This window comes from Streptomyces griseus (assembly GCF_900460065.1).
Classification (GTDB): domain Bacteria; phylum Actinomycetota; class Actinomycetes; order Streptomycetales; family Streptomycetaceae; genus Streptomyces; species Streptomyces griseus.
On the sequence record NZ_UAVD01000029.1, the window covers coordinates 508,710 to 534,816 of the forward strand.

General features: G+C 72.5%; 24 protein-coding genes. 16 read left to right on the forward strand and 8 right to left on the reverse strand.

The genetic code is table 11. The features are described 5' to 3' along the window. Positions 1–130: 130 nt before the first annotated feature. The 3 genes from DTB53_RS22050 to DTB53_RS22060 are packed head-to-tail and all read left to right on the forward strand — an operon-like array spanning position 131 to position 3,641. Positions 131–949: a hypothetical protein gene (locus tag DTB53_RS22050; protein WP_012377895.1), complete on the forward strand. Its 819-nt coding sequence runs from the start codon at positions 131–133 to the stop codon at positions 947–949. A 50-nt stretch (positions 950–999) separates the two neighbouring features. Next, on the forward strand, positions 1,000–2,814 hold the full coding sequence (locus tag DTB53_RS22055) for a B12-binding domain-containing radical SAM protein (protein ID WP_236586426.1): 1,815 nt from the start codon (positions 1,000–1,002) through the stop codon (positions 2,812–2,814). After that, positions 2,811–3,641, forward strand: coding sequence for an FkbM family methyltransferase (locus tag DTB53_RS22060; RefSeq protein ID WP_012377893.1), 831 nt, complete (start codon positions 2,811–2,813; stop codon positions 3,639–3,641). Before DTB53_RS22055 ends, DTB53_RS22060 begins: the two co-directional genes overlap by 4 nt. 54 nt (positions 3,642–3,695) lie before the next feature. Here the strand turns inward: DTB53_RS22060 and DTB53_RS22065 are convergent, their stop codons facing one another. Beyond that, positions 3,696–4,271, reverse strand: a complete 576-nt coding sequence (locus tag DTB53_RS22065; RefSeq protein WP_052295614.1) for a TetR/AcrR family transcriptional regulator — start codon at positions 4,269–4,271, stop codon at positions 3,696–3,698. 65 nt (positions 4,272–4,336) lie between these two features. On the opposite strand from DTB53_RS22065, the gene DTB53_RS36905 reads away from it, so the two are divergent. Next, entirely contained in the window at positions 4,337–4,501 is a 165-nt protein-coding gene (locus DTB53_RS36905) for a hypothetical protein (RefSeq protein WP_012377891.1), read from the forward strand. A gap of 184 nt (positions 4,502–4,685) precedes the next feature. On the opposite strand, the gene DTB53_RS22070 is transcribed toward DTB53_RS36905, so the two are convergent. Together DTB53_RS22070 and DTB53_RS22075 are read right to left on the reverse strand one after the other, a co-directional pair. Beyond that, positions 4,686–6,077: a hypothetical protein gene (locus DTB53_RS22070; protein WP_012377890.1), complete on the reverse strand. Its 1,392-nt coding sequence runs from the start codon at positions 6,075–6,077 to the stop codon at positions 4,686–4,688. Positions 6,078–6,217: 140 nt separating this feature from the next. Continuing rightward, positions 6,218–7,483 carry an MFS transporter gene (locus DTB53_RS22075; RefSeq protein ID WP_003964431.1) on the reverse strand — a complete coding sequence of 422 codons (1,266 nt, stop codon included), beginning with the start codon at positions 7,481–7,483 and terminating at the stop codon, positions 6,218–6,220. A gap of 793 nt (positions 7,484–8,276) precedes the next feature. Here DTB53_RS22075 and DTB53_RS22080 point away from each other — a divergent pair. The 11 genes from DTB53_RS22080 (at position 8,277) to DTB53_RS22130 (ending at position 18,753) form a co-directional block, all read left to right on the forward strand. Further along, positions 8,277–9,203, forward strand: a complete 927-nt coding sequence (locus DTB53_RS22080; RefSeq protein WP_012377889.1) for an acetaldehyde dehydrogenase (acetylating) — start codon at positions 8,277–8,279, stop codon at positions 9,201–9,203. Further along, on the forward strand, positions 9,200–10,222 hold the full coding sequence (dmpG, locus tag DTB53_RS22085; protein WP_003964429.1) for a 4-hydroxy-2-oxovalerate aldolase: 1,023 nt from the start codon (positions 9,200–9,202) through the stop codon (positions 10,220–10,222). Before DTB53_RS22080 ends, dmpG begins: the two co-directional genes overlap by 4 nt. Before the next feature lie 29 nt (positions 10,223–10,251). Continuing rightward, entirely contained in the window at positions 10,252–11,121 is an 870-nt protein-coding gene (locus tag DTB53_RS22090; RefSeq protein ID WP_003964428.1) for a cupin-like domain-containing protein, read from the forward strand. Next, positions 11,118–12,371: an 8-amino-7-oxononanoate synthase family protein gene (locus tag DTB53_RS22095; protein ID WP_012377887.1), complete on the forward strand. Its 1,254-nt coding sequence runs from the start codon at positions 11,118–11,120 to the stop codon at positions 12,369–12,371. Before DTB53_RS22090 ends, DTB53_RS22095 begins: the two co-directional genes overlap by 4 nt. Further along, a complete protein-coding gene (locus DTB53_RS22100; protein ID WP_012377886.1) occupies positions 12,368–13,237 on the forward strand; it encodes an HpcH/HpaI aldolase/citrate lyase family protein in 870 nt (289 codons plus the stop codon). Before DTB53_RS22095 ends, DTB53_RS22100 begins: the two co-directional genes overlap by 4 nt. Beyond that, positions 13,234–14,259: an ornithine cyclodeaminase family protein gene (locus DTB53_RS22105; RefSeq protein WP_012377885.1), complete on the forward strand. Its 1,026-nt coding sequence runs from the start codon at positions 13,234–13,236 to the stop codon at positions 14,257–14,259. The genes DTB53_RS22100 and DTB53_RS22105 overlap by 4 nt, the downstream gene beginning before the upstream one ends. Further along, positions 14,246–15,604, forward strand: coding sequence for a hypothetical protein (locus tag DTB53_RS22110; RefSeq protein WP_012377884.1), 1,359 nt, complete (start codon positions 14,246–14,248; stop codon positions 15,602–15,604). The genes DTB53_RS22105 and DTB53_RS22110 overlap by 14 nt, the downstream gene beginning before the upstream one ends. 85 nt (positions 15,605–15,689) lie before the next feature. Then, positions 15,690–16,244: a MaoC family dehydratase gene (locus DTB53_RS22115; protein WP_003964423.1), complete on the forward strand. Its 555-nt coding sequence runs from the start codon at positions 15,690–15,692 to the stop codon at positions 16,242–16,244. Between the two features lie 112 nt (positions 16,245–16,356). Next, the gene (locus DTB53_RS22120; protein WP_012377883.1) at positions 16,357–16,806 is read left to right on the forward strand and encodes a nuclear transport factor 2 family protein; all 450 of its coding nucleotides are present in this window, start codon (positions 16,357–16,359) and stop codon (positions 16,804–16,806) included. Then, a complete protein-coding gene (locus DTB53_RS22125) occupies positions 16,803–18,011 on the forward strand; it encodes an MFS transporter (RefSeq protein WP_012377882.1) in 1,209 nt (402 codons plus the stop codon). The genes DTB53_RS22120 and DTB53_RS22125 overlap by 4 nt, the downstream gene beginning before the upstream one ends. A gap of 76 nt (positions 18,012–18,087) precedes the next feature. Beyond that, positions 18,088–18,753, forward strand: a complete 666-nt coding sequence (locus DTB53_RS22130; protein ID WP_012377881.1) for a TOPRIM nucleotidyl transferase/hydrolase domain-containing protein — start codon at positions 18,088–18,090, stop codon at positions 18,751–18,753. A gap of 150 nt (positions 18,754–18,903) precedes the next feature. Here DTB53_RS22130 and DTB53_RS22135 read toward each other — a convergent pair whose 3' ends face one another. Genes DTB53_RS22135 through DTB53_RS22145 form a run of 3 tightly spaced genes read right to left on the reverse strand, consistent with a single transcriptional unit; the run spans position 18,904 to position 22,837 of the window. Further along, positions 18,904–21,051: an iron ABC transporter permease gene (locus tag DTB53_RS22135; protein WP_003964419.1), complete on the reverse strand. Its 2,148-nt coding sequence runs from the start codon at positions 21,049–21,051 to the stop codon at positions 18,904–18,906. Positions 21,052–21,053: 2 nt separating this feature from the next. Further along, the gene (locus tag DTB53_RS22140; protein WP_003964418.1) at positions 21,054–22,028 is read right to left on the reverse strand and encodes an ABC transporter substrate-binding protein; all 975 of its coding nucleotides are present in this window, start codon (positions 22,026–22,028) and stop codon (positions 21,054–21,056) included. A gap of 8 nt (positions 22,029–22,036) precedes the next feature. Then, entirely contained in the window at positions 22,037–22,837 is an 801-nt protein-coding gene (locus tag DTB53_RS22145) for an ABC transporter ATP-binding protein (protein WP_003964416.1), read from the reverse strand. A gap of 568 nt (positions 22,838–23,405) precedes the next feature. Here DTB53_RS22145 and DTB53_RS22150 point away from each other — a divergent pair. Further along, positions 23,406–23,849 carry a subtilase-type protease inhibitor gene (locus DTB53_RS22150; protein ID WP_003964415.1) on the forward strand — a complete coding sequence of 148 codons (444 nt, stop codon included), beginning with the start codon at positions 23,406–23,408 and terminating at the stop codon, positions 23,847–23,849. Positions 23,850–24,123: 274 nt separating this feature from the next. Here the strand turns inward: DTB53_RS22150 and DTB53_RS22155 are convergent, their stop codons facing one another. Both DTB53_RS22155 and rpsR read right to left on the reverse strand, forming a co-directional pair. Beyond that, positions 24,124–25,737, reverse strand: coding sequence for an MFS transporter (locus DTB53_RS22155; protein ID WP_012377880.1), 1,614 nt, complete (start codon positions 25,735–25,737; stop codon positions 24,124–24,126). 89 nt (positions 25,738–25,826) lie between these two features. Further along, a complete protein-coding gene (gene rpsR / locus DTB53_RS22160) occupies positions 25,827–26,075 on the reverse strand; it encodes a 30S ribosomal protein S18 (RefSeq protein ID WP_012377879.1) in 249 nt (82 codons plus the stop codon). Positions 26,076–26,107: the final 32 nt, after the last annotated feature.

Here is a 26,107-nt window from a genome sequence, read left to right on the forward strand (position 1 = left end):
GCCCGAGTACGTCCCCGTACGAGGGCCCGCACCCGGAACACCGGGAGCACGCACCTGACCCCGCAGGGCCGCCCTCCGGGCGACGACGGCAGTTCGACGACAGGACCTACGGCCTCGCACAGACGGGAGCATGATGCACTTGCCTCAGTGGCGCGTACTGCGCGACGGCGACGCGGACCTGGTCCTCACGGTGGCCTTCGACCCGGGACGCGGCAACGCCAACTTCTCGGACCTCGCGCGCTGTCTGGGCGGGCGGCGAGTCCTGGAGGCCGTACCGCGGCGCACCACCGTCGCCGCCCTCCGGGACGAGGGGGTCGACGGCTATGTGGCGCCCTGGCTGGAGGCCGTCAAGGAGCACGGTAAACCGGTGAAGGCCGTGCTCGGGCACTGCGGGGGCGACTCCCTGGCCCGGGAACTGGCCATCGGCGTACGGGCGTGGGGACTGGGCGAACCCTCGCTGATGACCTTCGACCCGCTGGTGGTCGACGGCTCCGTCCTCGTCGAGGAGTACCGCGTCGCCGTGGGCGCGCTCGTCGCCCAGCTGACGCCGCGGGACCTCGAACCCGCCCTGGCGGCGGCGGAGTCGCACGACCCCGCGTCCGCGGCGGGAGGAAGCGACCTGCTGTCCCTCGCCGAGACGTTGGAGCGGGCCTACCGGACGGCCGCGGCGGCCGCCTGCCGGAACGTCTCCGTGGCCCCCGCGGTGCAGCAGCAGCTCTGCGACCGCTTCTCCGCCTACCTCACCTACCTCGCCGCCGCGGCCCGGGCCCGCTCCGCACATCCGTCCGCCCACGCGCCCATCGCCACGACCGTGCTGTCCGCCACCGCTGACGCCGGCCCCCGCACCGCCGACCCGTGCGGCACGATCACCCGGTTCGCCGTGGGACCGGACCGTCTCCTCGGGGACCCCGAAGTGGCGGCCCACGTCTCCCGGGCGCTGAGCGGATGACGCCCGTGGGCCCCCGACCGCTTGACGTCCCGGAGGGGGCGGCCCGCCGGGTGCGCAGGGCGCGAGCCGACCGTATCGACCGGGAGCTGTACGAGGAGGAGAAGCACTGGCGGTGGCATCCCGGCGACGGCCAGGACCCCCGCACCGTCTCCGAGGAGGCCCTGCACCGCGAGGTGGCGCTGGACAGGGAAGTGACGGCACGCCTGGGCGCGGCCACGTCCTCCCCCGCGAGGGAGCGCCGGGACCGGGAGCGCCGGCGCGCCAAGCACTTCCCCGTCCTCTTCGTCAGCGCCCCTCACGTGGAGGAGGGCGCGACCGGCGCGTTCCCCGGCATGCCGACTCCGCTGCTGTACGCGACCTGTGTCCTGGACCGGATGCTGCGCATCGACGAGTTCCCCGGTACACGCGTCCCCGATGTCGTGGCCGTCCTCAATCCGCCCGCCTACACCTCCGCCTTCGAGGACGAACTCGTCGCTCATCTGCGTGAGCACCGTCCGGTGGTGGTCGGCATCAGCAATCTCTCCGAGGGGCACCACTTCGCCCTGCGTATCGCCGAGTCCGTCAAGAGGGAGTGCCCGCAAAGCATCGTGCTGCTGGGCGGCCAGCACGAGGACGCCGTCAACCCCGAGGCCTACCGGGCTGCCTCGAACCGCGTGGCCGGCATGGCCTCGCGCAGGCGGGAGACCCACGACGACTTCCTGCTCGGCGCGGACGAACTCGACCGGCTCGCCCCGCTGCAGACGTTCGCCCGCCCGGAGGAACGGGACCTGGTGGACGTGGTGTTCGCGGGCGACTCCACCTTCGCGCTGGCCGAGGTGCTCAAGGTCGTCGCGGAATGCCTGCCCACCGACGCCGAGTCGGTGAAGAAGAGACTCCTGGCCGACCAGGAACGCTTCGCCGAGCTGCCCGGTGTGGGAAGCCTGTTCCTCTACGACCGGCACGGGCGGCGCATAGAGTCGATCCCGCTGAGCGGCACGCCCGTCGACGGCGACCGGCTCCCGTACATCGACGTGACCAGGCTGACCCACGAGAACCGTTTCCCGGTCTTCGGACACCGCAGGACGGCCCAGATCATGGCGTGCCTGGGGTGCAAGTACTCGTGCTCCTTCTGTCACGAGTCCGCCGACGCGTTCCTCTACGAACAACCCAAGATCCGCCAGCGCTCCCCGTGCCACGTCATGGGGGAGATCCGGCTGCGGAGGGATCAGGGCTTCGAGGCGGTCTTCTTCGATGACAGCACCTTCACGCAGAACAGACGATGGCTGGCCGACTTCCTGACCCTGCTGGAGGACCTGACATCTGACCACCGGCCACTCGAATGGGGCTGCCAGACCACGGTCAACGACGTCGATCGCGACCTGCTGCGGCGCATGGCCGGGGCCGGTTGCAGCTACGTCTACTTCGGTGTCGAATCGGCCGAGCCCGACACCGAACGTGTCCAGAAGGTCCGCCAACTGCTGCTGGTCTCCCCGGCCACCGACTGGACCGACCGATTCCGGGACGTGGCCCACTGGTGCCGGGAGGCGGGGATCCGTGTCGGTACGTCTCTGCAGTTCGGTCTCGGCGAAAGCCCCGAGCAGCGGCTGCGCACCCTCGATCTCGTCGCCGAGCTGCACAGGGACGGGTGCATCCCCGACGGCTGCGTCGCACTCAACGTCAACAGCCCCTATCCGGGCACCCGCCAATGGCTCCAGATCATCCAGTCGGGAGTGGCCCTGCCCGACTACCGCGAGAAACTGGTCCGCCACCCCGCCTTCGAGACGGCCCACCAGTTCTCCGCGATCACCGGGCAGGACGTGGAGGACCTCTACCGCCTCGCCGCGGACCGTCTCGGCGGGGCGCTCCACCAGCAGGACCCGGCGTGAGAGACCGCGACGGCGAACGGACCGGGTCCGGGGCCGGGCTGGACCTGTCGGCCGTAGAGGGCATCAACGGGCACGAGACCCGGTACCTCTACGAGGACATCGTCACGCTCCGCTCGTACCTGCCGCCGGAGGAGACCCTTCCGCCCGGCGCGACGGTCCTGGACGTCGGAGCGAACATCGGCATGTTCGCCCTGTTCGTGCAGGCGCAGTGCCCCACCGCCCGCGTCTACGCCTGCGAACCCCTGCCCCCGGTCTTCGACTGTCTCACCCGCAACCTCCGAGCCCACCACGTGCAGGGCCGGGCCCTGCCCTACGCCTTGTCCGACCGGGACGGCGAAGCGGAGTTCGTCTACTACCCCGGCTATACGGTCATGTCGGCGGAGCGGCGTCACGCGGCGCCCGAGCTGGACAAGGCGTTCGTCCGGAGCCTGGCACGCCGCGAACAGGCCGAGGAGATCGGCGACGGGCTCGACTTCCTCGACGAGATGCTCGACTACCGTTTCCGGGAGGTTCCCTACCGGTGCGCTGTGCGCAGGCTCTCCACCGTGATCGAGGATCTGCGTCTCCGCCGCGTCGACCTGCTCAAGATCGACGTCCAGCGTGCGGAGACCGACGTCCTGCGCGGCATCGACGACCGCCACTGGCCCCGCATCCACCGGCTCACCCTCGAGGTGCATGACGAGCCGACCACACCGACCGAGGGCAGACTGTCGGCGGTCCTCGCCCTGCTGCGGGAGCGCGGCTACCGGGCACGGGTCCTGCCGGCCGCGGGCGCGGGGTCTCCGGGTCGCCTCACGGTGTTCGCCACAGCGGGCGAGATCCCCTGACCCCTTTCGGCACGCGGCGGGCACGTCGCGGAGGCTGCCGGGAGGACCGTCGGCCTACGCGTGGTCCGTGCAGAGGTGGTCGATCAGGGTCGCGCGGGCCCACGCCTCCCAGGCGTCGGGCTTGGAGGTCAGCGCCTTCGCCGCGGCGTGCTGAACGGTGTAGCGCGGGTCGGGGCCGGAGGGCCACTGCGCTGCGATCTCCGGGTCCGAGGCCGCCGCCGCCGCGATCAACGGCATGATCGGGGCGACCCGGACGAGGATCCCGCGCACCCCGCTCACGTGGGCGCGCAGTTGCGCGGCCGCGGTGGGCTCGGCGCACGCGGCGCGGAACCAGTCGCGGTCCATCGTGGCGACCGGTTCGACATCGCCCGCGATGGAGGTGTCGACGACGTCCTTGAACAGCGCGCGCTTGTTCCGGAACACGAAGTACACGGTCTGGACGGCCACGCCCGCGCGATCCGCGACCTCCTGAAGGCTCGTCGCACCGTACCCCTGAGCGACGAACAGCTCCCGCGCCGCCGCGACGATCTTCTCGCGGGTTCGCCGTGAGCGCTCGGCCCTCTTGTCGGGGCGCTTGACGTTGTCCGTTCGACCTGTTCTTCGACCTGAGCTGCTACTGCGGGATCCCACCGCGCCGCCGCGACGCCTACGCCGCCGGACTCACCGAGCGGGCCGCCCCGGGTGCTCGACTGCTGATGTTCGGGTACGGGCCCGGGGCGTTCGACGACGCGTGGTCCGGCATCACCGCGGACGAACTCGGCGCCGGGTTCCCCGGGTGGCGACTGGTCGACGTGACGCCCGGCACGAACCCGGTCCCGACCTTCTGGTTCACGCTGCGCCGGGGTGCGGCCCCGGCATGAGCCCAGTGGTCCCGGACGCCGCCGCTGGAGGCCGCCAGGGCTTCCGACGGCGGCCCCGCACCACCGGGTCCGTGGTGGGGGGCGCTCATCCGGAGACGGCGGAGTTCAGCGCGGAGCCGGTCGTGGGACGTCGGAGCCCGGCCGTGGACCTCCCCTCCGCCGGACCGGGTTCGGGCGCGTCGGATCAGCTGTCGCCGCCGTGGAAGACGCAGCCGACCGTGGCGCCGCTGCCCATGCTGACGACCCCCACCGCCGGATCGGCGCTGCCGCGTACGAAGCCGCCCGCGTAGCCGTCCTCCTCGGTGCCGCGTGCGCCGAGGTAGAGGCCCCAGTTGAGGAAGAGTTCCCGCACGCCGCCGGCCCCGTCGGGAAACGGTTCGGCGGTGGGACGTACCCGGCGCTGGAGGACGAACGGGCCGTCCATCGCCGAGGCGACCCGGCTCTCCCACTCGGCCGGGTCCACCGTCCAGCCGGCGATGATCCCGTTGCCGCCGTGCAGCAGCGTCGGCTTCAGGATCAGTTCGTGCTGGTGGCCGCGTGCGTGGGAGAGCAGGTCGACCCGGCTGCCACCGGGGTCCGTGGCGCGGGGGCGCACGTACCGCGTCCACGGCAGGATCCGGTCGAGGCACGCCAGTTCGGCGGCGTCGTACCGGTCCCGGTGCTCCTCGTCGGAGAGCATCGCCAAGGTGCCCTTGTTGCCGTACAGTTCGGCGTCCAGTCGGCTGAACAGGCCCAGCCCGCCCCGCTCGACCGCGGTCAGCAGCGGCTCCAACTGGGCCGCCGCGACGGGGTCGGTGAGGTCCTCGGGCAGGAAATACCGGAAGACCACGTCGACGGTTCGGCCGGCGACCGTCGGACGGCCGTTCGGGTACGTGATCTCGCCGAGGTCGCATGCGATCCCCTCGACCCCGAAGTCGGCCAGCTTCTCGGCGAACACCCGAAGTCGGGGTCCCACGACGGCGAAGTTCTCCACCGTGTCCACCACGGCGACGACGGGCGCCCGCCCGGCCGGGATGTTCGCGGCGCACTCCGCGTACATCGTCCGCACCATGTGGCCCAGCGTGTCCTCGTAGCGCAGTCGGTGCCGCGTCACGAACGCGTCGAGCGGGGGATAGGCCAGCATCGCCCGGTTGATGTCCGCGTTCTCGAAACCGCCGAGCGCGCTGGTGATGTTGAACTCCAGCAGCTTGAACCCCGAGCCGTCGTGGTAGAGATCCGCCCGCCCCAGCGGGAGGAGCGACCCGGTCCGGGCGCTCCTGGTGATCAGCGCCGCCTGCGAGGGTTCCAGGCCGACGGCCGCGGCCAGTGCGGTGACGCTTCCGCCGAACCCGCGCTCCGGCAGCGAGCGCAGCAGCCCGTAGACGGTGTGGAGGTCTCCCACGAGGGTGCGGAGCTCGCTCCCGCCGAGGAAGGCGGGGCCGTTGAGGAACCGGTCCTGGTAGGCCAGTCGCAGCGTGGCGGACTCCAGTGCCGCGGCCGTGGGACGGCCCGCCGACCCGTTCCGCGCGAGCTGCTCCCCGTACGCGTGGCCCAACCGCGACCTGGGCGGCGTGTGCGGACTCGTGGTCGTCGTCATGGGGTGTCCCTTTCCGGAATGGGCCGTGCCTTCGCTACCGGGCCGCGCGCGGGGCGGCCCCTCGTGCTGCCGCGGGGCGGTGCCTTCCCCGCGGCGCGTCGTCCCCCGCGGCACCCGCGGCGCGCCGGACGGCTGCCCGGTCAGTCCGTTTCCGTCGCTTGCGCGGCGGGGTCGGCGCGGGTGATCCACCGGCGGCGGGCGCCCACGAGGAGCCCCGCCGCGACCACCGCCATGACGACCGCGCCGGCCCCGAACACGGCACGGGTGCCGACCTCGGCGGCGACGAACCCGCCGGCCGCCGCACCGACGGGCAGTCCGCCCCAGGCCACGAGCCGGTACACGCTGTTCGCCCGCCCGAGCAGGTGCTGAGGCACCAGGGTCTGCCGCAGCACGACCACGACGACGTTCCACGTGACCGTCCCGCAGGCGAAGATCGCGAGGGCCGCGCCGGCCGCGTACATCGAGGGCACGGCGGCGAGCACCGTCTCGCTCGTGGTGATCAGGACGGCGGTGGCGACCAACGCGCCCTCCCGGCCGAGCCGTTCCGTCAGGGCCGGGGCGAAGCGGGAGGCCAGGACGGCGCCCACGGCCTGGCAGGCGAGCAGGACGCCGAACCCGAACGGCCCCAGACCGAGGACCTTCCCGCTGTGCACCACGAGCACCGCGAGCATCGCGCTCCCGGCGAGGTTGATCAGACAGGACACCAGGGCGAGGCTGCGCAGCAGGTGGTGCGAGAACAGCCATCTCGCGCCGGCCAGCATCTCCGACATCACGCCGGTGCGCTCCGGTGCGGCCTCGACCGGACGGGTGCGGCTGATCCGGCTGATCAGGACGGCGGAGCACAGGAAGGTGGCCGCGTCCACGCCGAACGGCAGGGCCGTGGCCACACCGAACATCAGCGCGCCGACGAGCGGTCCGATGAAGCCGGTTCCGGCCTCCTGCGCCGCCATGACACGGGCGTTGGCGGTGGAGAGCCCGGCGCGCGGAGTGATGAAGGGCACGAGCACCTGGGCCGCGTTGCGGCAGAGCACCTCGCCGGTGCCGAGCAGGAACATGCAGACGTAGAGCAGCGGCAAACCGCCCCAGCCGCCGAGGATCCCGGCCGTGAGGACGGCCAGCAGGAGGGCCCGCCCGATATCGACCCGGACCATCATCGCCCGGATGTCGATCCGGTCGACCAGCAGTCCCGCGGGAATGCCGAACAGGAGGAACGGCGCGGTGAAGGCGACCGAGGCCGCCCCGATCAGGCGGGGGTCGTCGGTCAGCCGGGAGGCCAGCAGGGGTGCGGCGGCGATCGTGGCCCCGTCGCCCAGCGAGGACACCGCGGCCGACCACCACAACCGGGAGAAGTCACGTCCCAGAGCGGGGCGTTGCGCGTCGGCCTTGTCGGTCGTCGGCGCGGTCATGAAAACGCGTGGCAGCGCGGCCGGCAGTGCATGGGACTCCCCCTTCGATGTGGCTGCCCCGCAGTCGACGCGTCGTCAGCCCGTCGTCGTGCGCCAGGGCCCGCACAGCCAGGTGCGCGGGGTTCCCGAGAGTAGTCGGCGTCCGCGGTGGAGTCGAGGGAAAGATCGAGACCCGCGGCGAAAGGCGCGCACCAACGGCTCACGTGCCCGGACGCAGCCGCCGGGCGCCTCCCGGGAAGATCAAACCGGGGGTGATTGAGGGGGGTTGTGTCCTGCGGTCTTCTGATATGTTCGCCGCCGCTGGGCGGGTGAATCGGCGGCCAGCGACGTGCATGCAGGGGAGGACATGCCGTCAGACGGGGCTTCACCACACCGAGTCAAGCCTCCGGTTCGCGCTCACGGCCGATTGTTTCGGCGCGACGACATGCGGCCGGCGATCCCTCGTCCTCCCAGCACGCGACCGCGCATCACCTCACTGACGCTTCGCCTCTCGGCGGCCGACCGGCCCCGACGACTGATCGAGGACCGATCGATCGGTCGGCGGTCGGCCGAGGACCGCGGGAGAGGCATCGTGACCGCGTCGGCGCACGGTCCGGAACGGACGGAGATCCCGGTGAGGCACCCGGCTGCCCCGCGGCCGGAACCGCCCGGAGCAGCCGCGCGCAGATGGAAGGGTGGGAACAACGTTCATGAGAACCTACGAACCCGACGCGGCGAGACGGACGCCCGGCGCCCGCTGCCGCACCTCACGTCATCCGCTGTTCCGCAGCCTCCGCCGCCCCGGAGGCATACGTTGAGTCTCACGGCGGGCCTGACCGACGCCCGCCCGGACACCGTCGAGACCGCCACGGTCGCCGTCATCGGCACCGGGGCGATAGGCAGGGACCTGGTCAGCAAGATCGACCGGTCGCCCGGACTGGACTGCCGGCTGGTCGCCGGACGCAACCCGGAGTCGGCGGGCCTGCGGTACGCCGAGAGCCTCGGCTGCGCCACCACCGCCGCCGGTATCGACGCCGTACTGGCGGCGAGTCCGTTCGACGTCGTCTTCGACGCCACCAGTGCCGCCTCCCACCGCGACCACTGGCCGCTGCTGGAGCCGCTCGGAACACTGGTGATCGACCTGACCCCCAGCAAGGTCGGGCAGATGGTGGCGCCCACCGTGACCGGGGTCGCGGCCGAGGACGCGCGCAACGTCAATCTGATCAGCTGCGGGGGCCAGGCGTCCGTTCCGGTCGTGCACGCGCTCGCGGCCCGTTTCCCGGTGACGTACCTGGAGGTCGTGTCCACCGTGGCGAGCGACGTGGCCGGCCGGGCGACCAGGCTGAACCTCGACGAGTACGTGACGGCCACCGGTCACGCCGTGACGACGTTCTCCGGCGTGAGCGACGTCAAGATCATCCTCAACATCAGCCCGGCGGTGCCGCCGGCCACCTTCCGCACCGTCATCCACGCCCGGGTGCCCGACGCCGACGCGGCGGCGGTGCGAGCGGTGGTCGACCGGGCGGCCGAACAGGTGCGGTCCTTCGCTCCCGGGTACGAGGTCGTCGCCTGCACCGCGGCCGACGACCTGGTGACGATCGTCCTCAAGGTCACGGCCTGCAGCGACGTCCTGCCGCCGTACGCGGGGAACCTCGACATCATCAACGCCGCCGCCGTCCTGGTCGCCGAGCAGTACGCCGCCCGGCCGGGCCGGGTCTCCCGGACGGGGGTGTCGTCGTGAAGCAGGTGGTGATCCACGACCCGACGTTGCGCGACGGCCAGCACGCCGTCCACCACCGGCTCGGCCTGACCGAACTGCGCCGCTACGCGGAGGCGGCCGACGCTGCGCGCGTCCCGGTGGTGGAGGTCGGCCACGGCAACGGCCTGGGCGCCTCCTCGTTACAGGTCGGGCTCGCGGCGGCGACCGACGACGCGATGCTGTCGACGGTCCGTGAGGCACTGCGCCACAGCCGGCTGGGCACCTTCATGCTGCCCGGCTGGGGCACCTCCGACGACCTCCGACGGGCGATCTCCCATGGGGTCGACGTCTTCCGCGTCGGCGTGCACGCCACCGAGGCGTCCTTGGCCGAACACCATCTGGGCTTCCTCCGGGACGCCGGGGCCGAAGCGCACTGCGTCCTGATGATGAGCCATATGGCCTCCCCGGGCGAACTGGCCGAGCAGGCCGCACGGGCCGTCGGGTACGGGGCGCAGGCCGTGGGGATCATGGACTCCGCGGGACACTTCCTCCCCCCGGACGTCACCGCGCGGATCGGCGCGATCGTCGAGGCGGTCGGCACCGTCCCGGTGATCTTCCACGGGCACAACAACCTCGGTATGGCCGTCGCCAACTCGGTGGCCGCCGCCGAGGCCGGCGCCCGGATCATCGACGGCTGCGCCCGTGGCTTCGGGGCGGGGGCGGGCAACACCCAGCTCGAAGTGCTGGTGCCCGTGCTGGAGCGGAGCGGGTTCGCCACCGGGATCGACCTCTACGCGCTGCTGGACGCCGCCGACCTCGCCGAGCGCGAACTCATGCCGGCACCGCCCGTGCCCGCCTCGATGAGCATCGTCAGCGGCCTGGCCGGAGTCTTCTCCGGCTTCAAGCACCGCGTCGTGGAACTCGCCGGGGCCGCGGGTGTGGACCCGCGCGAAGTCTTCTTCGAACTCGGCCGGCGGCAGGCCATCGCCGGTCAGGAGGACCTGATCGTGGACGTGGTGGCTGAGTTGAGCGGCCGCGGACCGAAGACCGACGCGGCATGAGACCCGGCGACGAGAGGAGGACCAGCGACATGGCAGTTCCGGAAGCTGTGCCCGGGCCGAACGGGACAGCGGGTGTCGAGATCACCCGTATGACGTTCGACGAGTTCCTGGCCGTGGGCCCCCGGGGGCTGTACAAGGCCGACCGCCCCGTGGTGATCAAGCTGCCGGCCGACGTGCAGGGGCTCGGACGGGACGAAGTGGCCGAGCGCCTGGCCGGGATGACCGTCACCCTGTTCACCGAGCCGGGCGACAAGAACCACCCGGGGCGCTGGGAGACCCGGGACATCAAGCTCCGCGAGTTCTTCGCGGACGAGCGGCACCTGACCGCCACGGACACCTGGCACCGCGTGGTGTCGAACATCCGCAGCAGCCCGGCCGACGTGAACGCCGTCATCGGCTTCGACGCCGAGGAGTTCTTCGGCTACGGCGACAGCCTGTACGCGGCCAACCTGTGGATCAGCCACCGCGGCGTGTTCACCAAGAACCACTTCGACGAGTTCGAGAACTTCAACATCGCGCTCGAAGGCCGCAAGCGCTTCATCATCGCCCCACCGGGCGTGCGCGCCTACTACCCGAGGTCGGTGCTGCGCGGGTTCGGGGACAAGTCCAACGTGGTCGACCTCGACGACGCCGACCTGTCGCGCTACCCGAGGCTCGCCGCCAAGCTCGCCCAACGCCGCGACTTCGTCCTCGAACCGGGGCACATGCTCTACCTGCCGCTCGGCTGGTGGCACCAGGCCGAATCGCTGGACGAGCTGAACATCAACGTCAACTTCTGGCTCAAGTCCAAGAAGATCCTCCACCGGCCGCACGTACTCGGCGTCGCCCTGTACACGTACGCCTACCGGAGACTCAAGGGCGTCTACAGCTACAAGCCCACCGAGGGGAACTCCCGATGAGCGAGCGCAGGACCATCACCCCCACCCACCGGTACCGCAACAACGACAAACTCATCGGGATCGGCAACGCCTTCTGGAACCGTTCCTACGAGAACGGGGTCGCCGGCATCGTCGGCGACCTGGAGGACGGCGTCTTCCACATGCCCGACGGGCACGAGTTCGTCAACTTCACCGTCTGCTCCTACCTGGACCTGGACACCCACCCCGCGGTCATCGACGGGGCGGTCGCCTCACTGCGCCGCTTCGGGGTGCTCGACCACTGCATCCCGCGCACCCGCGTCCAGACCCCCGTGCTGCTGGAACTGGAGGAGTCCCTGGGCGAGCTGTTCGGCGCGATGGTGATCAGCGCGCTCTCCACCGCCGCGGCCAGCACCGGGCTGCTTCCCATGATCGCGTCGGGACACCTGGGCAACGGCACCAGGCCCCTGATGGTCTTCGACAAGAACGCCCACGTCTCCCTGGCGCACGCCAAGCCGAGCTGCGCCGACGAGAGCGAGGTCGTGACCTGCGGCCACCACGACCTCGACTTCATCGAGGACATGTGCCTCACCTACGAACGCGTCTGCTACGTGGTGGACGGCTCGGACAGCCTCGGCGGCTACGCCCCCGTCCAGGAACTGGCCGAACTTCAGGACAAGTACAACCTCCTGGTCTTCTACGACGACTCGCACTCGCTGTCCGCGTACGGCGAGCGCGGCATCGGCTACGTACGCACCCACTCCCCGGTGCTCGACGAGCGGACCATCACCGTGGCGACCCTGACCAAGGGGTTCGGAGCCGGAGGCACCGCGATCCTGCTCGACGGCTACCCCGAACAGACGCGCCGGCTCGTCGAACGGTTCGCGGGCCCCCTGGGCTACTCGCAGAAGATGAACGCCGCCGCCGTCGGCGCGGCACTCGCCTCGGCCGAGATCCACCGCACCGAGGAACTCACGCGGCTGCAGGGGCGCCTGCGCTCCAACATCGCGCTGTTCGACTCCCTCGTCCAGACCGAACAGGCCGAGGGCACCTACCCGATCCGGGTGGTGCCGATGAGCGACGACACGGTCGTCGACGCCGCGAAACAGGTCTTCGCGGCGGGGTTCTACACCTCACCGGTGTTCTTCCCCATCGTCGCGCGCGGCACCGCCGGACTGCGGGTCATGCTGCGGGCCGGCCAGAGCGCGGACCAGATCAAGCGGCTCTGCACCGCGCTGGTCGAGGCCGGGGCACGCCCGGCGGGCCCGCTCCCCGGGGCGGTGCACCGGTGACCGGGGCGACGAGGGCGATACCGCGCAGCATCCTCTACACGCCGGCCCTGTCACCGGAGAAGGTGGTGAAGGCCTGGTCGTACGACGCGGACGTGCACCTGATCGACCTGGAGGACTCCGTACCGCCCGCCGACAAGCAGGCCGCCCGCGCGGTCTGCCGGGCCGCCCTGGAGAAGTCGCCGCGGCCGGCCGGCATCGCCGTGCGGATCAACGAACTCGGCAGCCTCGCGGGGATCCAGGACGTCCAGACGCTGGCCGACAGCCCGGTACGGCCCGGCATCGTCCTGATGACGATGGTGACCACGGCGGACGAGGTCGACCTGCTGCGCCGCATGCTGGCCTCGGCGGGCGCGTCCCCCGAGATCTACGTGACGGTGGAGACGGTCGAGGCGGTCACCCGCGTCGACTCCATCGCGCGCGCCGCCGACGGCCTGGTGCTCGGCTCGGCCGACCTGGCCGCCACACTCGGGGTCGACATCAGCTGGGAGGCCATGCTGGCCGCCCGGCAGGCGATGGCGATGGCCTGCGCCCGCTACGGCACGGCGTGCGTCGACACCGCCAACTACCGGCTCGCCGAACCGGCGGTCCTCACCGAGGAGACCACCCGGGTACGGGCGCTCGGCTTCCACGGCAAGGCGACCGTGCACCCCGGCGAACTCGACGTGATCAACCGCCTCCTGCGGCCCCGGACCGAGGAACTGGCACAGGCGCGCCGCGTCGCGGACGCCGTCGCGGCGGCCGACGGCGGAATCGCCGTCCTGGACGGCAACATGGTCGGCCCGCCGTTCGCCCGGCTGGCCCGCACCACCGTGGCCCGCGACGACGCCTGGACGAGCCGGTTCGGCCGTGCCGGAGGAACCGCGTGAGCGCCCCGGTGATGGTCCGGGCCGCCGACATGGCCGGCGCCCGGCGGATGCTCCGCGTGGTCGACGCGCTCGGCGCGATGTTCGTCGACCTGGCCGCCGGCCGCACCCGCTCCCCGGCCCGCACGGTCGTCGAGCACGGCGACCGGCGCGTCCTCCTGGTCAGCCCCGCCGTCTGGGAGCAGCGTGCGGTGGGCAGCGTCAAGGTCACCACGCTCACCCCCGACAACCCGGTGCGCGGCCTGCCGCTGATCCACGGGATCGTCGCGCTCACCGACCTGGAGACCGGGCAGATCACCGCGCTCCTGGACGGGGCCGAACTCACCGCCGTGCGCACCGGCGCCGTCGCCGCTCTGGCGACCCGCCGCTGCACCCCCGACGACGCCGACGACCTGGCGGTGATCGGCGCGGGGGTCCAGGCGCACGCCCTCGTCCGGGCGGTGACGGCGGTACGCCCGATCCGTACCGTCCGGCTGTACTCGCGCACCCGCGCCCGGGCCGAGAAGCTCGCCGGCCTGATCCGCGACACCGCACCCGGAACCGTCCGCGTGCGGGTCTGCGACACCGCGAGGGACGCCGTCGCCGACGCGGCGATCATCTGCACGGCCACCTCGACCGACGACTCCGTCCCCGTGGTGCGGGCGGACTGGGTGGCCCCCGGGGCCCATGTGAACGTGATCGGCGGCACCCACCCGGACGCCGTCGAGCTCGACCCCGCCCTGCTGGCCGACGCCGTGACCGTCGTCGAGGACCGGACCGCCGCGCTGGACGGCGCGGGCGAGGTCCGGGCCGCGCTCGCCGACGGCCTGATCAAGGCCGAGGACCTGTACGAACTGGGCGGCCTGGTGAGCGGCGAGGTCGACGTCACCGGCCGCACCACGGTCCTGCGCACGGTCGGCATGGCCATCGAGGACACCGCCGCCGCGGTGGCGCTGTTCGAGGAGTACCGCACGACCGAGCAGCAAACCGGCGGCCCGGCCGCCGTTCCGCCGACGAAGGAGGGTGTGCCGGATGGACACGCATGAGGAACTCGCTCCCGGGCAGGGGCACCCGTGGTTCGGCCGGCACCGGCTGAGGCCCGCCGCCCCGGCGGAGACGATCCGCCGGATGCTGCGGCACGAACTGCGGGACACCGGCTGGCCGTACCAGAAGATCCTTCCCGCCGCGCCGATCGCGATCCCGCGCGCCTCCTACGCCGAGATCTTCCGGGTGAGCCTCGCCCTGGTCGACCTGCTGCGCCGGGCCGCCCTGGAGAGCGGGCACACCACCGCCGACCGGCTGACGGCCTACGAGATGCCCGCCACCGAGGACCGGCTCTGGCTGCGCGACCCCTTCGTCGAGGAGCGGTACGCCGACTCCGTGGTGAGGCCGGATCTGGTCATCGGGCCCGACGGGCCGCAGTTCCTGGAGTTCAACGTCAGCGGCGCGCTCGGGGGAGTGGTGGAGACCCAGAGCCGTCTGTCGGTGTGGCGCGGGCTGCACGCCGATGAGGAGGGCCGGACCCCGTTCCGGTCGCCGAGCCCGTTCGCCGTACGGGCCGAGATGTTCCGGGCGCTCAGCGCCGAGTCGGCGGTGGCGCCGAGGGTGGCCGTCGTCGGCAGCGCCCGGGTGACGGGCGTGGAGCGGCGGTACTTCGAGATGGAGGCCGACCACTACAACAGCCACGGCCTGACCGCACGCTTCTTCGAGCCGGAGGAACTCCACGAGGCCTGGGACTGCGCCCCGCATCTGCGCTATCCCGTCGGCCTGCGGAACTTCACCATCCCGGACTGGCTCGACGCCGGCCTCGACACCACCCCGGTCCAGGACGCCCTGGACCACGGCTGCCTGCTGGTGGGCACCCAGACGTCGACGTTCCTGCACAGCAAGCTCACCATGGGGCTGCTGTCCGAGGGACGGCCCTGGATGACCGAGGCCGACCGCGGGCTCGTCGCCCGGTATCTGCCGTGGACACGGATCCTCTCCGAGCGCAGGACCGACCGCGGGGGACAGCCCGTCGACCTGGTGCCGTTCGTGCTGAAGAACCGTGAGCGGCTGGTGCTCAAGGCCGCCCTCGGGGAGAGCGGACGACAGGTGCTCATCGGCCGCCGAACCGAGCAGGCCGCGTGGGAGTCGGCCGTCGGCGAGGCCGCCCGGGGCCGCACCAGCGTGGTCCAGGAGTTCGTGGAGCCGGCCACCTGCCGGGTGTCGCTGATCGCCGACGGGATCGACGAGCCGTACGACGCCGATGTCGCACCGGTGCTGGGCCCCCTGCTGTTCGGCGGCCGGCCGGCCGGCCTGTTCTGCCGGTTCTTCGGCGACGGTTCCGCCGGGATCGTCAGCGTCCGGGGCGGAACGAGCAGTTCCGACAACGTGATGGTGGCGATCTGACACCGGCCCCGCCCATCCCGCACCGCGTACCGGCGCCCCCGTCCGCGCCGCCACCGACCGAGTGACATCACCGGAGAGATGCCGCATGACCCTGCGCCACGTCAAGGACAACGAGTACGTCGAGGAACACGGCGGCGACTACGAGGACTTCGAACCGGGCATGGTGATCCGGCACTGGCCGGGCCGTACCCTCTCCGAGGCCGACAACACCTGGCTGACCCTGCTGACGATGAACCAGCACCCGCTCCACTTCGACCAGCACTACGGCGCCGGAGCCGAGTACGGAAAGGTCCTGGTGAACAGCGGCATCACGCTGTGCCTGGTCGGCGGGATGACCGTGCAGGCGCTGTCGGCGCGGGCGGTGGCCAACCTCGGCTGGGACAGGGTCCGGCTGAAGACTCCCGTCTTCGTCGGCGACACCCTGTACGCGACGAGCCGCATCCTCGACAAACGGCTGTCCCGGTCCCGGCCGGGGCAGGGCATCATCACGGTGGAGACGACCGGCACGAAGTCGACGGGAGAGACCGTCATCGTCTTCGAACGGTCCTTCATGGTCCGCTGCCGTGAGCTCCCCGCCCCGCCGACGGAACGGACCCGCAAGGAGGCGACCACCGCTGTCGAGGGCGCCCCGCCGGCGTGACGCACGCGCCCCACGGTCCCGGCAGCGCCCCCGGCCCCGCTCGGTTCACGGGCGGCCCACGCCCGGCCGCCCGTGAACTGCGACCCGCACACCCCGCGGCTACGCTCGGACCATGGAAGACAGCGGAGCCGGCTCCGTGCCGCCGCCGAACGGCGCCGACGTCCAGGACCCCGCGGCACAGGCCCGGCTCGTCGCCCTGGTGGCGGAGTGGTCCGCCGCGATCGTCTCGAACGACGTGTCGAGGATCAGGGCGTTCATGGCGGAGGAGTGGGTCATCGTCTCCGAGTCCGGCATCACGGACCGGGACGCGTTCCTCGGCTTCGTCGCGTCCGGCGACCTGACCCACTCGGCGATGCGGTCCATCAGCCCGCCGAGGGTCCGCGTCCACCGGGACACCGCCACCGTCACCGCGCGGATGACGAACACGGCCCACTACGCCGGCCGCCGCTTCGACGCCGACGAATGGGTCACCGACGTCTTCGTCCGACGCGAGGGCCTGTGGCTGTGCGTGCTCACCCACATCACCTCCGCCGCCCCGACGGACCCCGCGCCCGCCGTATGAGCCGGACGACGCCCGACTCCGCGCACCGGCGGAAACGCCTCGGCTACCCGGCCGCGGCGGCCGTCTTCGCCGTCGGCATGGCGGGCACCACGCTCCCGACCCCGCTCTACGGCCTCTACCGGGAACATCTGGGCTTCTCCGAGCTGATGGTGACGGTGGTGTTCGCCGTCTACGCGCTCGGGGTGATCGCCACCCTGCTGCTGGCCGGGAACGTCTCCGACGAAGCGGGGCGGCGGCCCGTCCTCCTGGCCGCCCTGGGCTTCTCGGCGGCCAGCGCCCTCTGCTTACTCTTCGAGGGCGGGCTCCCCGCCCTGCTCGCCGGACGTCTCCTCTCCGGGTTCGCGGCCGGCCTGCTGAGCGGCGCGGCGACGGTCACGGTGATGGAACTGGCCCCGCCGGGACGCGCGGCCCGGGCGGGACTGGCCGCGACCGCCGCGAACATGGGCGGCCTGGGGTGCGGGCCGCTGCTGTCCGGGCTGCTCGCCGAGTACGCCCCCTGGCCCCTGCGGCTCCCCTTCGTCGTACATCTGGCGCTGATCGCGGTCGCCGCCGTACTCACCTGGTTCCTCCCCGAGACGGTCGCCTCCGCCCGGGTACGGGGAGTACGACTGCGGCCCCAGGGACTGGCCGTCCCGCCCACGATGCGCGGCGTGTTCGCCACCTCGGCCCTGGCCGCCTTCGCCGGTTTCTCCCTGCTGGGCCTGTTCACCGCCGTCGCCCCCGCGTTCGTCGCCGAGACGCTCGACGTGCACAACCTGGCCCTGACGGGACTCGTCGTCTTCTCCGTCTTCCTCGCCTCGACGGCCGGGCAGGCGCTCATGGGACGGGTCGGCGAACGACGGGCCCTGCCGGGCGGCTGCTTCGTCCTGGTCGGGGGCCTTCTCCTGGTGGGCGCCTCGCTGCTGTTCACCTCGCTTCCCCTGCTCGTCGCCGGTGCGCTCTGCGGCGGCCTCGGCCAGGGGCTCGCGTTCCGGGGCGCGGTGACGGCGATCAGCGCCGCCGCGCCGGCCGAGCACCGGGCCGCGACCGTCTCCGCCTTCTTCGTCATCGCCTACCTGGGCATCTCCCTGCCCGTGGTCGGCGTCGGCGCCCTCACCCTGGGCATCGGCCTGAGGAACGCCGGGCTGACCTTCGCCGGGTGTGTGCTGGCGCTCGCCCTGGGCGTCGGCCTGTACCTGGCACGCAGACCTCCCGCACCCCGGTGACACACCCGGGACAGCCCTGGACGGCGTACCGGAAAACCCTTGCCGCCGACGTCGATCACGGTGCGAGACTGGCCCCGTGGACACAGCGACGCGCCTCCGGCAGACGGTCATCTCCTGGGCCGCGGGCGACGCGGACACGCCCGCGCCCGCCCAGGCCGGGGCCGCCCGCGCGCTGGCGGCCGAGCTGAGCCTGCGCACCGTGGTGCTCGTCGAGGGCGTCAGCGACCGGGCGGCGGTCGAGGCCCTCGCCGAACGCCGGGGCCGCACCCTGAGCGCCGAGGGCGTCGTGGTCGTGCCGCTCGGGGGAGCCACCAGCATCACCCGCTACCTGCGCCTGCTGGGGCCGCACGGCCTCGACGCCCGGCCCGCGGGCCTGTGCGACGCGGCGGAGGAGCACTTCTTCCGCCAGGGCCTGGAGCGGACCGGCTTCGGCGCCGCCCGCACCCCGGGCGACCTGGCGGCGCTGGGCTTCTTCACCTGCCGCGCCGACCTGGAGGACGAGCTGATCCGGGCGCTCGGCGCGGACGGCGTCCAGCAGGTCGTCGACGACCAGGGGGACCTGCGCACCTTCCGGATCTTCCAACGGCAGCCCGCCCAACGGGAGCGGCCGGTCGAGGCGCAGCTGCGGCGTTTCATGGGGACCATCGGCGGCCGCAAGGAGCACTACGCGCGAGCGCTGGCGGACGCGCTGGACCTCGCACGTCTGCCGGAACCGCTGGACGGGCTCCTCTCCCACATCTGACCGGGGCACACGGACCAGGGCGCCCTGCGCCACCCCGCCCGAGCGGCCGCACGACCACCGGTCGAGCCGCTTCCACGGCTGCCCCACCGGGGAACGCCGGAGCCGCGCGGTCGAGGACCGCGCGGCTCCATGACCGGGACAGTCTCCCGTTCACCCCTCGCGTCGCGACCGCCAGAGCAGCCAGATGAAGTACGGGGCGCCGATCACGGCCGTCAGCAGTCCGACCGGGATCTGGGCCGGGGCGATGATCGCCCGGCCGACCAGGTCCGACACGACCACCAGCAGCGCGCCGAGCAGCGCGCTCACCGGAATCACCCGTGTGTGGCGGCGGCCCACCAGGGCACGTGCCGCGTGCGGGGCGACGAGGCCGACGAACCCGATCACACCGACCGCCGCCACGGCGCCCGCCGTCAGGAGCACGGCCAGGCTCAGCAGCGCCAGCCGGGTCGCGCCGATCCGCACTCCGAGCAGGGCGGGCGTCTCGTCGTCCAGCCCGATCAGGTCCAGCTCACGGCGCATCAGCGCGAGGGCGGGCAGCGCCACGACCAGACCCACCAGCACCGGGATCAGCTCGGGGAACGTCCGCCCGTACGTCGAACCGCCGAGCCAGGCCAGCGCCTTGGTCTCGTTGTACGGGTCGGTGAGCACGATCAGCAGACTCACGAAGGCGCCCGCACCGGCCTGCACGCCGATGCCGATCAGCACCAGGCGGTTCTGTTCCAGCCCCCGGCGTGCGGCGAGACCGAACACCAGCGCCGCGGCGGCCGTCGCGCCGGCCAGCGCGGAGCCGCCGATCAGCCAGAAGCTCGCGAGCGGGACGACGGTGAGGACGGCGACCGCCCCGACTCCCGCCCCGCTGACGACGCCGAGGACGCCCGGCTCCGCCAGCGGATTGCGCGACACGGCCTGGACGACGGCCCCCGCCACGGCGAGCGCCGCACCGGCCAGCAGGGCCGCGGCGACCCGGGGGACGCGGGTGTCGAGCACGTAGCCGACGAACTGCCCCGCCCGGCCGGTGAGCCAGTTGCCCACATCGCCCAGGAGCAGCGTCGCGTCGCCGAACAGCGTCGCCGCCACCACCGCGCCGAGGAGCCCCACGGAGGTCGCCACCAGGGTGAGGACGAACGCCCGCCGGCTGCGCAGCCGGGCGAACGCCGTCGAGCCGCTGTCCGTGCCCATGTCGCGCGACCGGTAGGCGAGGACGATGAGGACGAGCGCGCCGAAGCAGGTCGTGACGATGCCGGTCGGGACCTCGGCCCCCGCCTGGGCGCCGAACACCGCACGCAGCAGCACATCCGCGCCGAGCACCACGAGCACACCCGCGAGCGCCGACGCGGGGATGAACGCGTGGTGCCGCACCAGCCCCGGGATCCAGGTGCTGAGCAGGCGGACCACGGCGGGCGCGCACAGGCCGACGAAGCCGACCGGGCCGGCGACCGCCACGGACACCGCCGCCAGCAGCACCGCGAGGATGACGGCGATGCTGCGCGTCAGCCGGGGGCTCACGCCCACGACCGCGGCTCCGTCGTCGCCGAGGGCCAGGATGTCCAGCCGCCGGCCCATCAGCATCAGTCCGGCGAACGCCACGAGTGCGACCGGGGTGAGCCGGTCGATGGACTGCATGCCGATCTGGGCGAGCGAACCATTGCCCCAGGCGAACAGCCCGGTCGTCTGCTGGGAGCGCAGGAGCAGCAGCATCCCGCTCAGCCCCGACAGGGCGAGCGTGAGCGCCGAACCCGCCAGCACCAGCCGGATCGGTCCGGCCCCCGCCCGGGACAGGCCGAGGACGACGCCCGCCGCCAGCAGCCCGCCGAGGAAGGCCGTGGCCCCGGCCGGCAGCGCGGGGAGCGTGATGCCGAACGCGGCGACGGCGACCACCGCGAGGTACGCGCCCGCGTTGACGGCGAGCGTGTCGGGGGAGGCCAGCATGTTGCGCGACACCGACTGGAGGGCCGCGCCCGCCGCGCCCAGCGCACAGCCGACCAGCAGCCCCGCGGCCAGCCGGGGCAGCCGGGAGTCCAGGACCACGGCGGCCGTCTGCTCGTCGGCGGTCCGGTCGGAGGCCGCTCCGGTCGCCAACTGCCAGAGCGTGTGCAGATCGACGGCGGCGGTGCCCTGGCCCACGTGCACGATCGCGAGTGCGGCCAGTGCGACGATTCCCGTGATCGCGAGGAGGAGCATCCGGCCGCGACGGGCCGGTGGGCCGGCCGCCACCGGGGGCTCGGCCCCGGCCGGACCGGCCGCGCCCGCCCCCGTCTTCACGGGGGCGGGCGGGGCGGTTGTGGTGCGTGTGCTCATCGTCAGGCGGTCAGCGCGCCGACGAGGGCGTCGATGTACTCACGCATCGACGCGGTGCCGCCGAACATCCAGATGCCGTCGGGCAGCCGGTGGACCTCGTCGTTCTTGACGAACGGGAGGGACTTCCACACCGCGTTGTCCTTGAGCCCGTCGGCGAACGGGTCGCCGCCGTCGGAGTCGTTGGCGATGTACGCGAACCGCGCGTCGCCGATCTTCGTGAGGCCCTCGACGTCGGTCGCCGCCAGGCCGTAGGCCGCGTCGCCCTTCAGCTTCCACGGGTCGACGAGGCCGAGTTCGGTGTTGACGTCGGAGAGCAGCGAGCCCTTGACGTACGGGCGGACCGAGACCTGGTTGCCCTCCTGCCAGCCGTCGGCGAAGGCGACCTTCTCGCCGTCGAGACCGGCGTCCGCGAGCTTCTTCTTGCCGTCCGCGACGGCCTTGCGGAAGGAGTCGACCTCGGACTCGGCCTTGTCCTCGTTGCCGGTGGCCTTGCCGATGAGTTCGACGGTGTCGACCATCTGGTCGATCTGCCGGCTCGCGTCGGCCGAGCGCACCACGGCGACCGGGGCGGCCTTGGACAGCTGCGCGATGGCGGAGTCGGACAGGTCGGTGGTGGCGAGGATGAGGTCGGGCTTGAGGCTCGCGACGGTGGCGACGCTGGGCTCGCCGCGGGTGCCTATGTCCTTGATGCCCTTGGCCAGCGGCGCGGCCGTGTTGTACGCGGTGTAGCCCTTGACGTCGGCCACGCCGACCGGCTGGACGCCGAGGGTCACGAGCGACTCGACGACGTTCCACTCGGTGCCGACGACGCGTTCGGCCGGACCGTCGAGCGTGATCTTCTTCCCGCGGGCGTCGGTGATCGTCACCGCGCTGTCCTTGGCGGACTCCTTCTTCGGCGCCTCGGTGGTGCCGCAGGCCGTGAGGGCGAGCGCGGCCGCGGCGGCGAGGACGGGCCACGTCAGGTGCTGGTTCTTCATGGGGGTGTTCAGGGCCTTTCGGAACGAAGGTGGTGGCGGCCGACCGCGCGGGTGCGCGGGATGCCGGTGGAGGAGTCGGGTTCGACGTCGATGCGGATGCCGTACGCGTCGCTGAGCCGCTCGGGGGCGTAGACCTCCGCGGGGGTCCCCGCGGCGACGATCCGCCCGGAGGAGAGGAGGACGACCTGGTCCGCCACGGCGGCGGCCTGGTCCAGGTCGTGCAGGACGACGCCGACGGTGACGCCGTGCGTGTCGGCGAGGTCGCGGACGAGGTCGAGGATCTCGACCTGGTAGCGCAGGTCGAGATAGGTGGTCGGCTCGTCGAGGAGGAGTACGTCGGTGTCCTGGGCCAGGCAGCAGGCGAACCAGACGCGCTGCAACTGCCCGCCGGACAGGCTCTCCACCCCGCGGTCGGCGAACTCGGTGAGGTTCGTGACGGTCAGCGCGTGCTCGACCATCCGGGCCCCGTCCGGATCGGTTCCCCGGAGCCGGGCCCGGTAGGGGTGGCGGCCGAATCCGACCACGTCGCGCACGCTGAGGCCGGCCGGTGCGTTGCGGCTCTGCGCGAGCAGGGTGACCCGGCGGGCGAAGTCGGAACGGGACAGGGCGAGGGCGTCGACGGGCTCGGAGCCCTCGCCCTGGGGCGCCACGGTCACCCGGCCGGTGCGGGCCTTGTGCAGCCGGGCCACGGCCCGCAGCAGGGTGGACTTGCCACTGCCGTTCGGCCCGATGAGCGCGGTGACGCGTCCGCGCGGCAGCCGGAGGTCGGCCCCGTGCACGACGTCGGTACGGTCGTACGCGATCGTCATGTCGCGGGCGTCGAGTCCGGCATCGGGTCCGGCGGCCTCGAAGGCCGTGGCCGGGCCGGCTTCGGCGTCGGGGGGCGCGGCGGTGGCACCGGCAGCGGGCGCGGAGCGCCGACGCGGCGGTGGGTCTTCTCGGTCGAGGGCAGGAGCGATCACGACAGTAAGGTTAGCCTAGCCTAAATTGCCCTGGTCAAGCGGGATTCGGAATCGTGTCCTCCGCGTGACCCTCGGGGATCCGTCGCCCGTCCTCCCCTCGCCGTCGAGGTGGTGACGGCGGCTCTCCCGCCCGGGGCGCGGATGCCCCGGGCGGCGGTTTCTTCCGGCCGAAGCCGCAGAGCGGCGCATCGCCGACTTTCCGTGTATCCGCAGGTCAGGAGGTAGTTCTGCGTTGAACCGCCGAGCTCCGTCCATATGCTGGACGCCTCACGCCGGGCGTCTGAGCTGCCCGAATGACCATTCGGTCGGCTCGAACGCCCGCCCGCGGCTGGAAGGCGGCCGTCGGCGTGCGCTTACTTTCCGCATGCGTAAGACTCCTGACCGCAATCAGGCATTCGACCAAGGAGCCTCACCCATGCGACGCAACCCTCACGCCGCCTTCGCGACCGTCACGGCGACCGCCCTTCTGCTCGGTGGATTCGCCACCGCCACCGCCCAGGCCGCACCGGCGGGGGCCCCGAGCCTCTACGCGCCCTCGGCGCTCGTCCTCACCGTGGCCCGCGGCGAGGACCCGCTGACCGCCACCGTCGAGCGGGCCGTGACGCTCACCTGCGCCCCCACCGCCGAGGGGACGCACCCCACCCCCGCTGCGGCCTGCAAGGAACTGGCCGCGGTCCAGGGGAAGTTCTCCGAACTGACCGCCGGTCCGTCGAACCGGACCTGCACCCGCCAGTGGGACCCGGTCGTGGTGTCCGCGCACGGCGCCTGGCAGGGCAGGCAGGTCCGGTTCAGCACCACGTACGGCAACGCCTGCGAGATGGCGGGCAGCACGAACGGCAATGCCGTGTTCGCCTTCTGACCCACCGGGGCGCGCCGACGCCGGGACGACGGAGCACGGCTCCGTCCCGCCCGACCGCGTTCCGGCGGCCTACCCGCCCCGCCCGGCGTGCCCCGCACACGCCCCCGACCGACCGGGACCGCACCGGCCGTTTCCGCCGCGGCCGGCAGCGACCCGCCCCGGTCGTTTCGCCCACCGGACCCGCCCGAGTGCGGGCGTACCTCCGGCTCCCGCTAGGTCCTGTCGTCGAACTGCCGCCTGCCCCCGGGCGACGACGGCAGTTCGACGACAGGACCTAGTCGGAGGACTCCTGCGTCACCCGGGTCCCCGGATGGCGCAGCGAGATCAGGAAGGCCACCCCCAGGGCGATGGCCATCCCGTAGAACACCCACTGGTTCGCCTCGGCGAAGTCCATCCGGATCGCCGACATCGCATCCCGTACGGTCTCGGCCACCGGCCCGGAGCCGGAAGGGCCCCGGGAGTCCGCCTGACCGGTCACCGACTGTGCGATCGACTCGGCGATGTCGCGCGACTCCCCGGGCGGCACGTCCTTGGCCCGCAGGGTCGCGTCGACCTTGGTGATCGTCGTATGGGTGAGCAGGGTCCCGAAGACGGCCAGGCCGATGCTGGCCGCGAAGTTCCGCACGGTCTGGGTGATGCCGGTGACCTCGCCGTAACTGGCGTCGATCGCCCGGTTCACCGCGTCGGTCGAGGCCGGCGCCAGCAGCAGTCCGATGCCCGCGCCCGCCATCGCCGCGTACAGCCACTGGTCGTGCATGGACAGCGTGGTCAACTTCCCCGCCCACAGGGCGAACCCGACCGCCCCGAGTGCCGTGCCGAGCTTCATCGCGGGGCGTGCGCCGCGTTTGTCGAGGATCCGGCCGCCCCACTGCGAGGCGAGGCCGAAACCGATGAAGAAGTACAGGAGGTACAGCGCCGCCTGGTTCGGCGACGCGCTCAGCGAGACCTGCGCGTACACGGAGGCGAAGAAGAACACCGGGACGAACGCCATCATGGCGAAGAACAGCACCGCGTTGTCGACACGGAACGCCAGGTCGCGGAAGACCCGCAGGTTGATCAAGGGCGAGCGCGTGCGCAGCTCCAGCCGGCAGAAGGCCGCCAGCACCAGCAGGCCGCCCGCGATGCACGCCCAGGTGGCGACGGAGTCCCAGCCCCAGGTCGACGCCTGTTGCAGCCCCAGCACGGTCAGCCCCATGCCGACGGCGACGAGCGCGGCTCCGGGCAGGTCCAGGGGCTCGCGGCGGGGCCGGTCCGGGATGCGCGCCAGTACCGCCAGCACGATGGCGACGACGGCGACCGGGACATTGACCCAGAAGATCGCCCGCCAGGTCCACCCGGTGAGCCAGCCGCCGAGCAGCGGCCCGACCGCGGTGAGCGCCCCGGACACCCCGAAGAACAGGGCCAGGGCCCGTCCGCGCCGCTCCACCGGGAACACGGCGATGACCACGGCGAGCGCGGCCGGGAACATCAGGGCCGCGCCGACGCCCTGGACGGCGCGGAAGCCGATCAGCCAGGCCTGCGCGAAGTCCCCGGAGGGCACCGCGCCGCACAGCGCGGAGGCGATGACGAAGACCAGCGTGCCGATCAGCATCACGCGGCGGTGCCCGAAGAGGTCGGACAGCCTCCCGCCCAGGGCGAAGAAGGCGGCCAGCGTCAGCAGGTAGGCGTTGACGACCCACTGCATCTGCGAGGAGGTGAGGCCGAGTTCATCGATGATGTTCGGGGCCGCGATCGCCACGATGGTCTGGTCGATGAACGTCATCGACACGGCGAACAGCATCGCCGTGAGGGCGAGGGCCTGGTTCGGGGGGCCGCTCCGCCGGCCCGCCGTTCCGGGCTCCGGCGATCCAGGCCGCGGGGTGCCCCTTTCGGGGGATTCTCTGCCCATGGGTCCATGGTCGCCGGGCCGCCGCCGTGCTGCATCCCGAGCCGCGGGCCCGCCCCGCCCGCGATGCGCGGGGCGGGCGGGGCGTCGCGCTAGGTGCCCGCCGGGGACCCGGTGTACGGCAGCAGGGCCATCTCGCGGGCGTTCTTGATCGCCGCGGCCACCTGCCGCTGCTGCCGGGCGCTGATCCGGGTGACCCGGCGGCCTCGGATCTTCCCTCGGTCGGAGACGAACCTCCGCAGCAGATCGGTGTCCTTGTAGTCGATGTACGTGATCTCCGCGGCGTCCAGGGGGTTCGGCCGGCTCTTGAACGGTTTGCGGGGTTCCTGCTGACGGGCCATGGGGCTTCCTCGTGTGCGGTCTGCGGTCGTCG

Excerpts from the sequence above, each read along its gene's own strand:
- DTB53_RS22135 (WP_003964419.1), bottom strand. The coding sequence starts at position 21,051 with ATGAGCACACGCACCACAACCGCCCCGCCCGCCCCCGTGAAGACGGGG.
- DTB53_RS22095 (WP_012377887.1), top strand. The coding sequence starts at position 11,118 with ATGAGCGAGCGCAGGACCATCACCCCCACCCACCGGTACCGCAACAAC.
- DTB53_RS22140 (WP_003964418.1), bottom strand. The coding sequence starts at position 22,028 with ATGAAGAACCAGCACCTGACGTGGCCCGTCCTCGCCGCCGCGGCCGCG.
- DTB53_RS22050 (WP_012377895.1), top strand. The coding sequence starts at position 131 with ATGATGCACTTGCCTCAGTGGCGCGTACTGCGCGACGGCGACGCGGAC.
- DTB53_RS36905 (WP_012377891.1), top strand. The coding sequence starts at position 4,337 with ATGTTCGGGTACGGGCCCGGGGCGTTCGACGACGCGTGGTCCGGCATC.
- DTB53_RS22120 (WP_012377883.1), top strand. The coding sequence starts at position 16,357 with ATGGAAGACAGCGGAGCCGGCTCCGTGCCGCCGCCGAACGGCGCCGAC.
- DTB53_RS22125 (WP_012377882.1), top strand. The coding sequence starts at position 16,803 with ATGAGCCGGACGACGCCCGACTCCGCGCACCGGCGGAAACGCCTCGGC.
- DTB53_RS22075 (WP_003964431.1), bottom strand. The coding sequence starts at position 7,483 with ATGACCGCGCCGACGACCGACAAGGCCGACGCGCAACGCCCCGCTCTG.
- DTB53_RS22150 (WP_003964415.1), top strand. The coding sequence starts at position 23,406 with ATGCGACGCAACCCTCACGCCGCCTTCGCGACCGTCACGGCGACCGCC.
- DTB53_RS22110 (WP_012377884.1), top strand. The coding sequence starts at position 14,246 with ATGGACACGCATGAGGAACTCGCTCCCGGGCAGGGGCACCCGTGGTTC.
- DTB53_RS22070 (WP_012377890.1), bottom strand. The coding sequence starts at position 6,077 with ATGACGACGACCACGAGTCCGCACACGCCGCCCAGGTCGCGGTTGGGC.
- DTB53_RS22155 (WP_012377880.1), bottom strand. The coding sequence starts at position 25,737 with ATGGGCAGAGAATCCCCCGAAAGGGGCACCCCGCGGCCTGGATCGCCG.
- rpsR (WP_012377879.1), bottom strand. The coding sequence starts at position 26,075 with ATGGCCCGTCAGCAGGAACCCCGCAAACCGTTCAAGAGCCGGCCGAAC.
- DTB53_RS22115 (WP_003964423.1), top strand. The coding sequence starts at position 15,690 with ATGACCCTGCGCCACGTCAAGGACAACGAGTACGTCGAGGAACACGGC.
- DTB53_RS22090 (WP_003964428.1), top strand. The coding sequence starts at position 10,252 with ATGGCAGTTCCGGAAGCTGTGCCCGGGCCGAACGGGACAGCGGGTGTC.
- DTB53_RS22145 (WP_003964416.1), bottom strand. The coding sequence starts at position 22,837 with ATGACGATCGCGTACGACCGTACCGACGTCGTGCACGGGGCCGACCTC.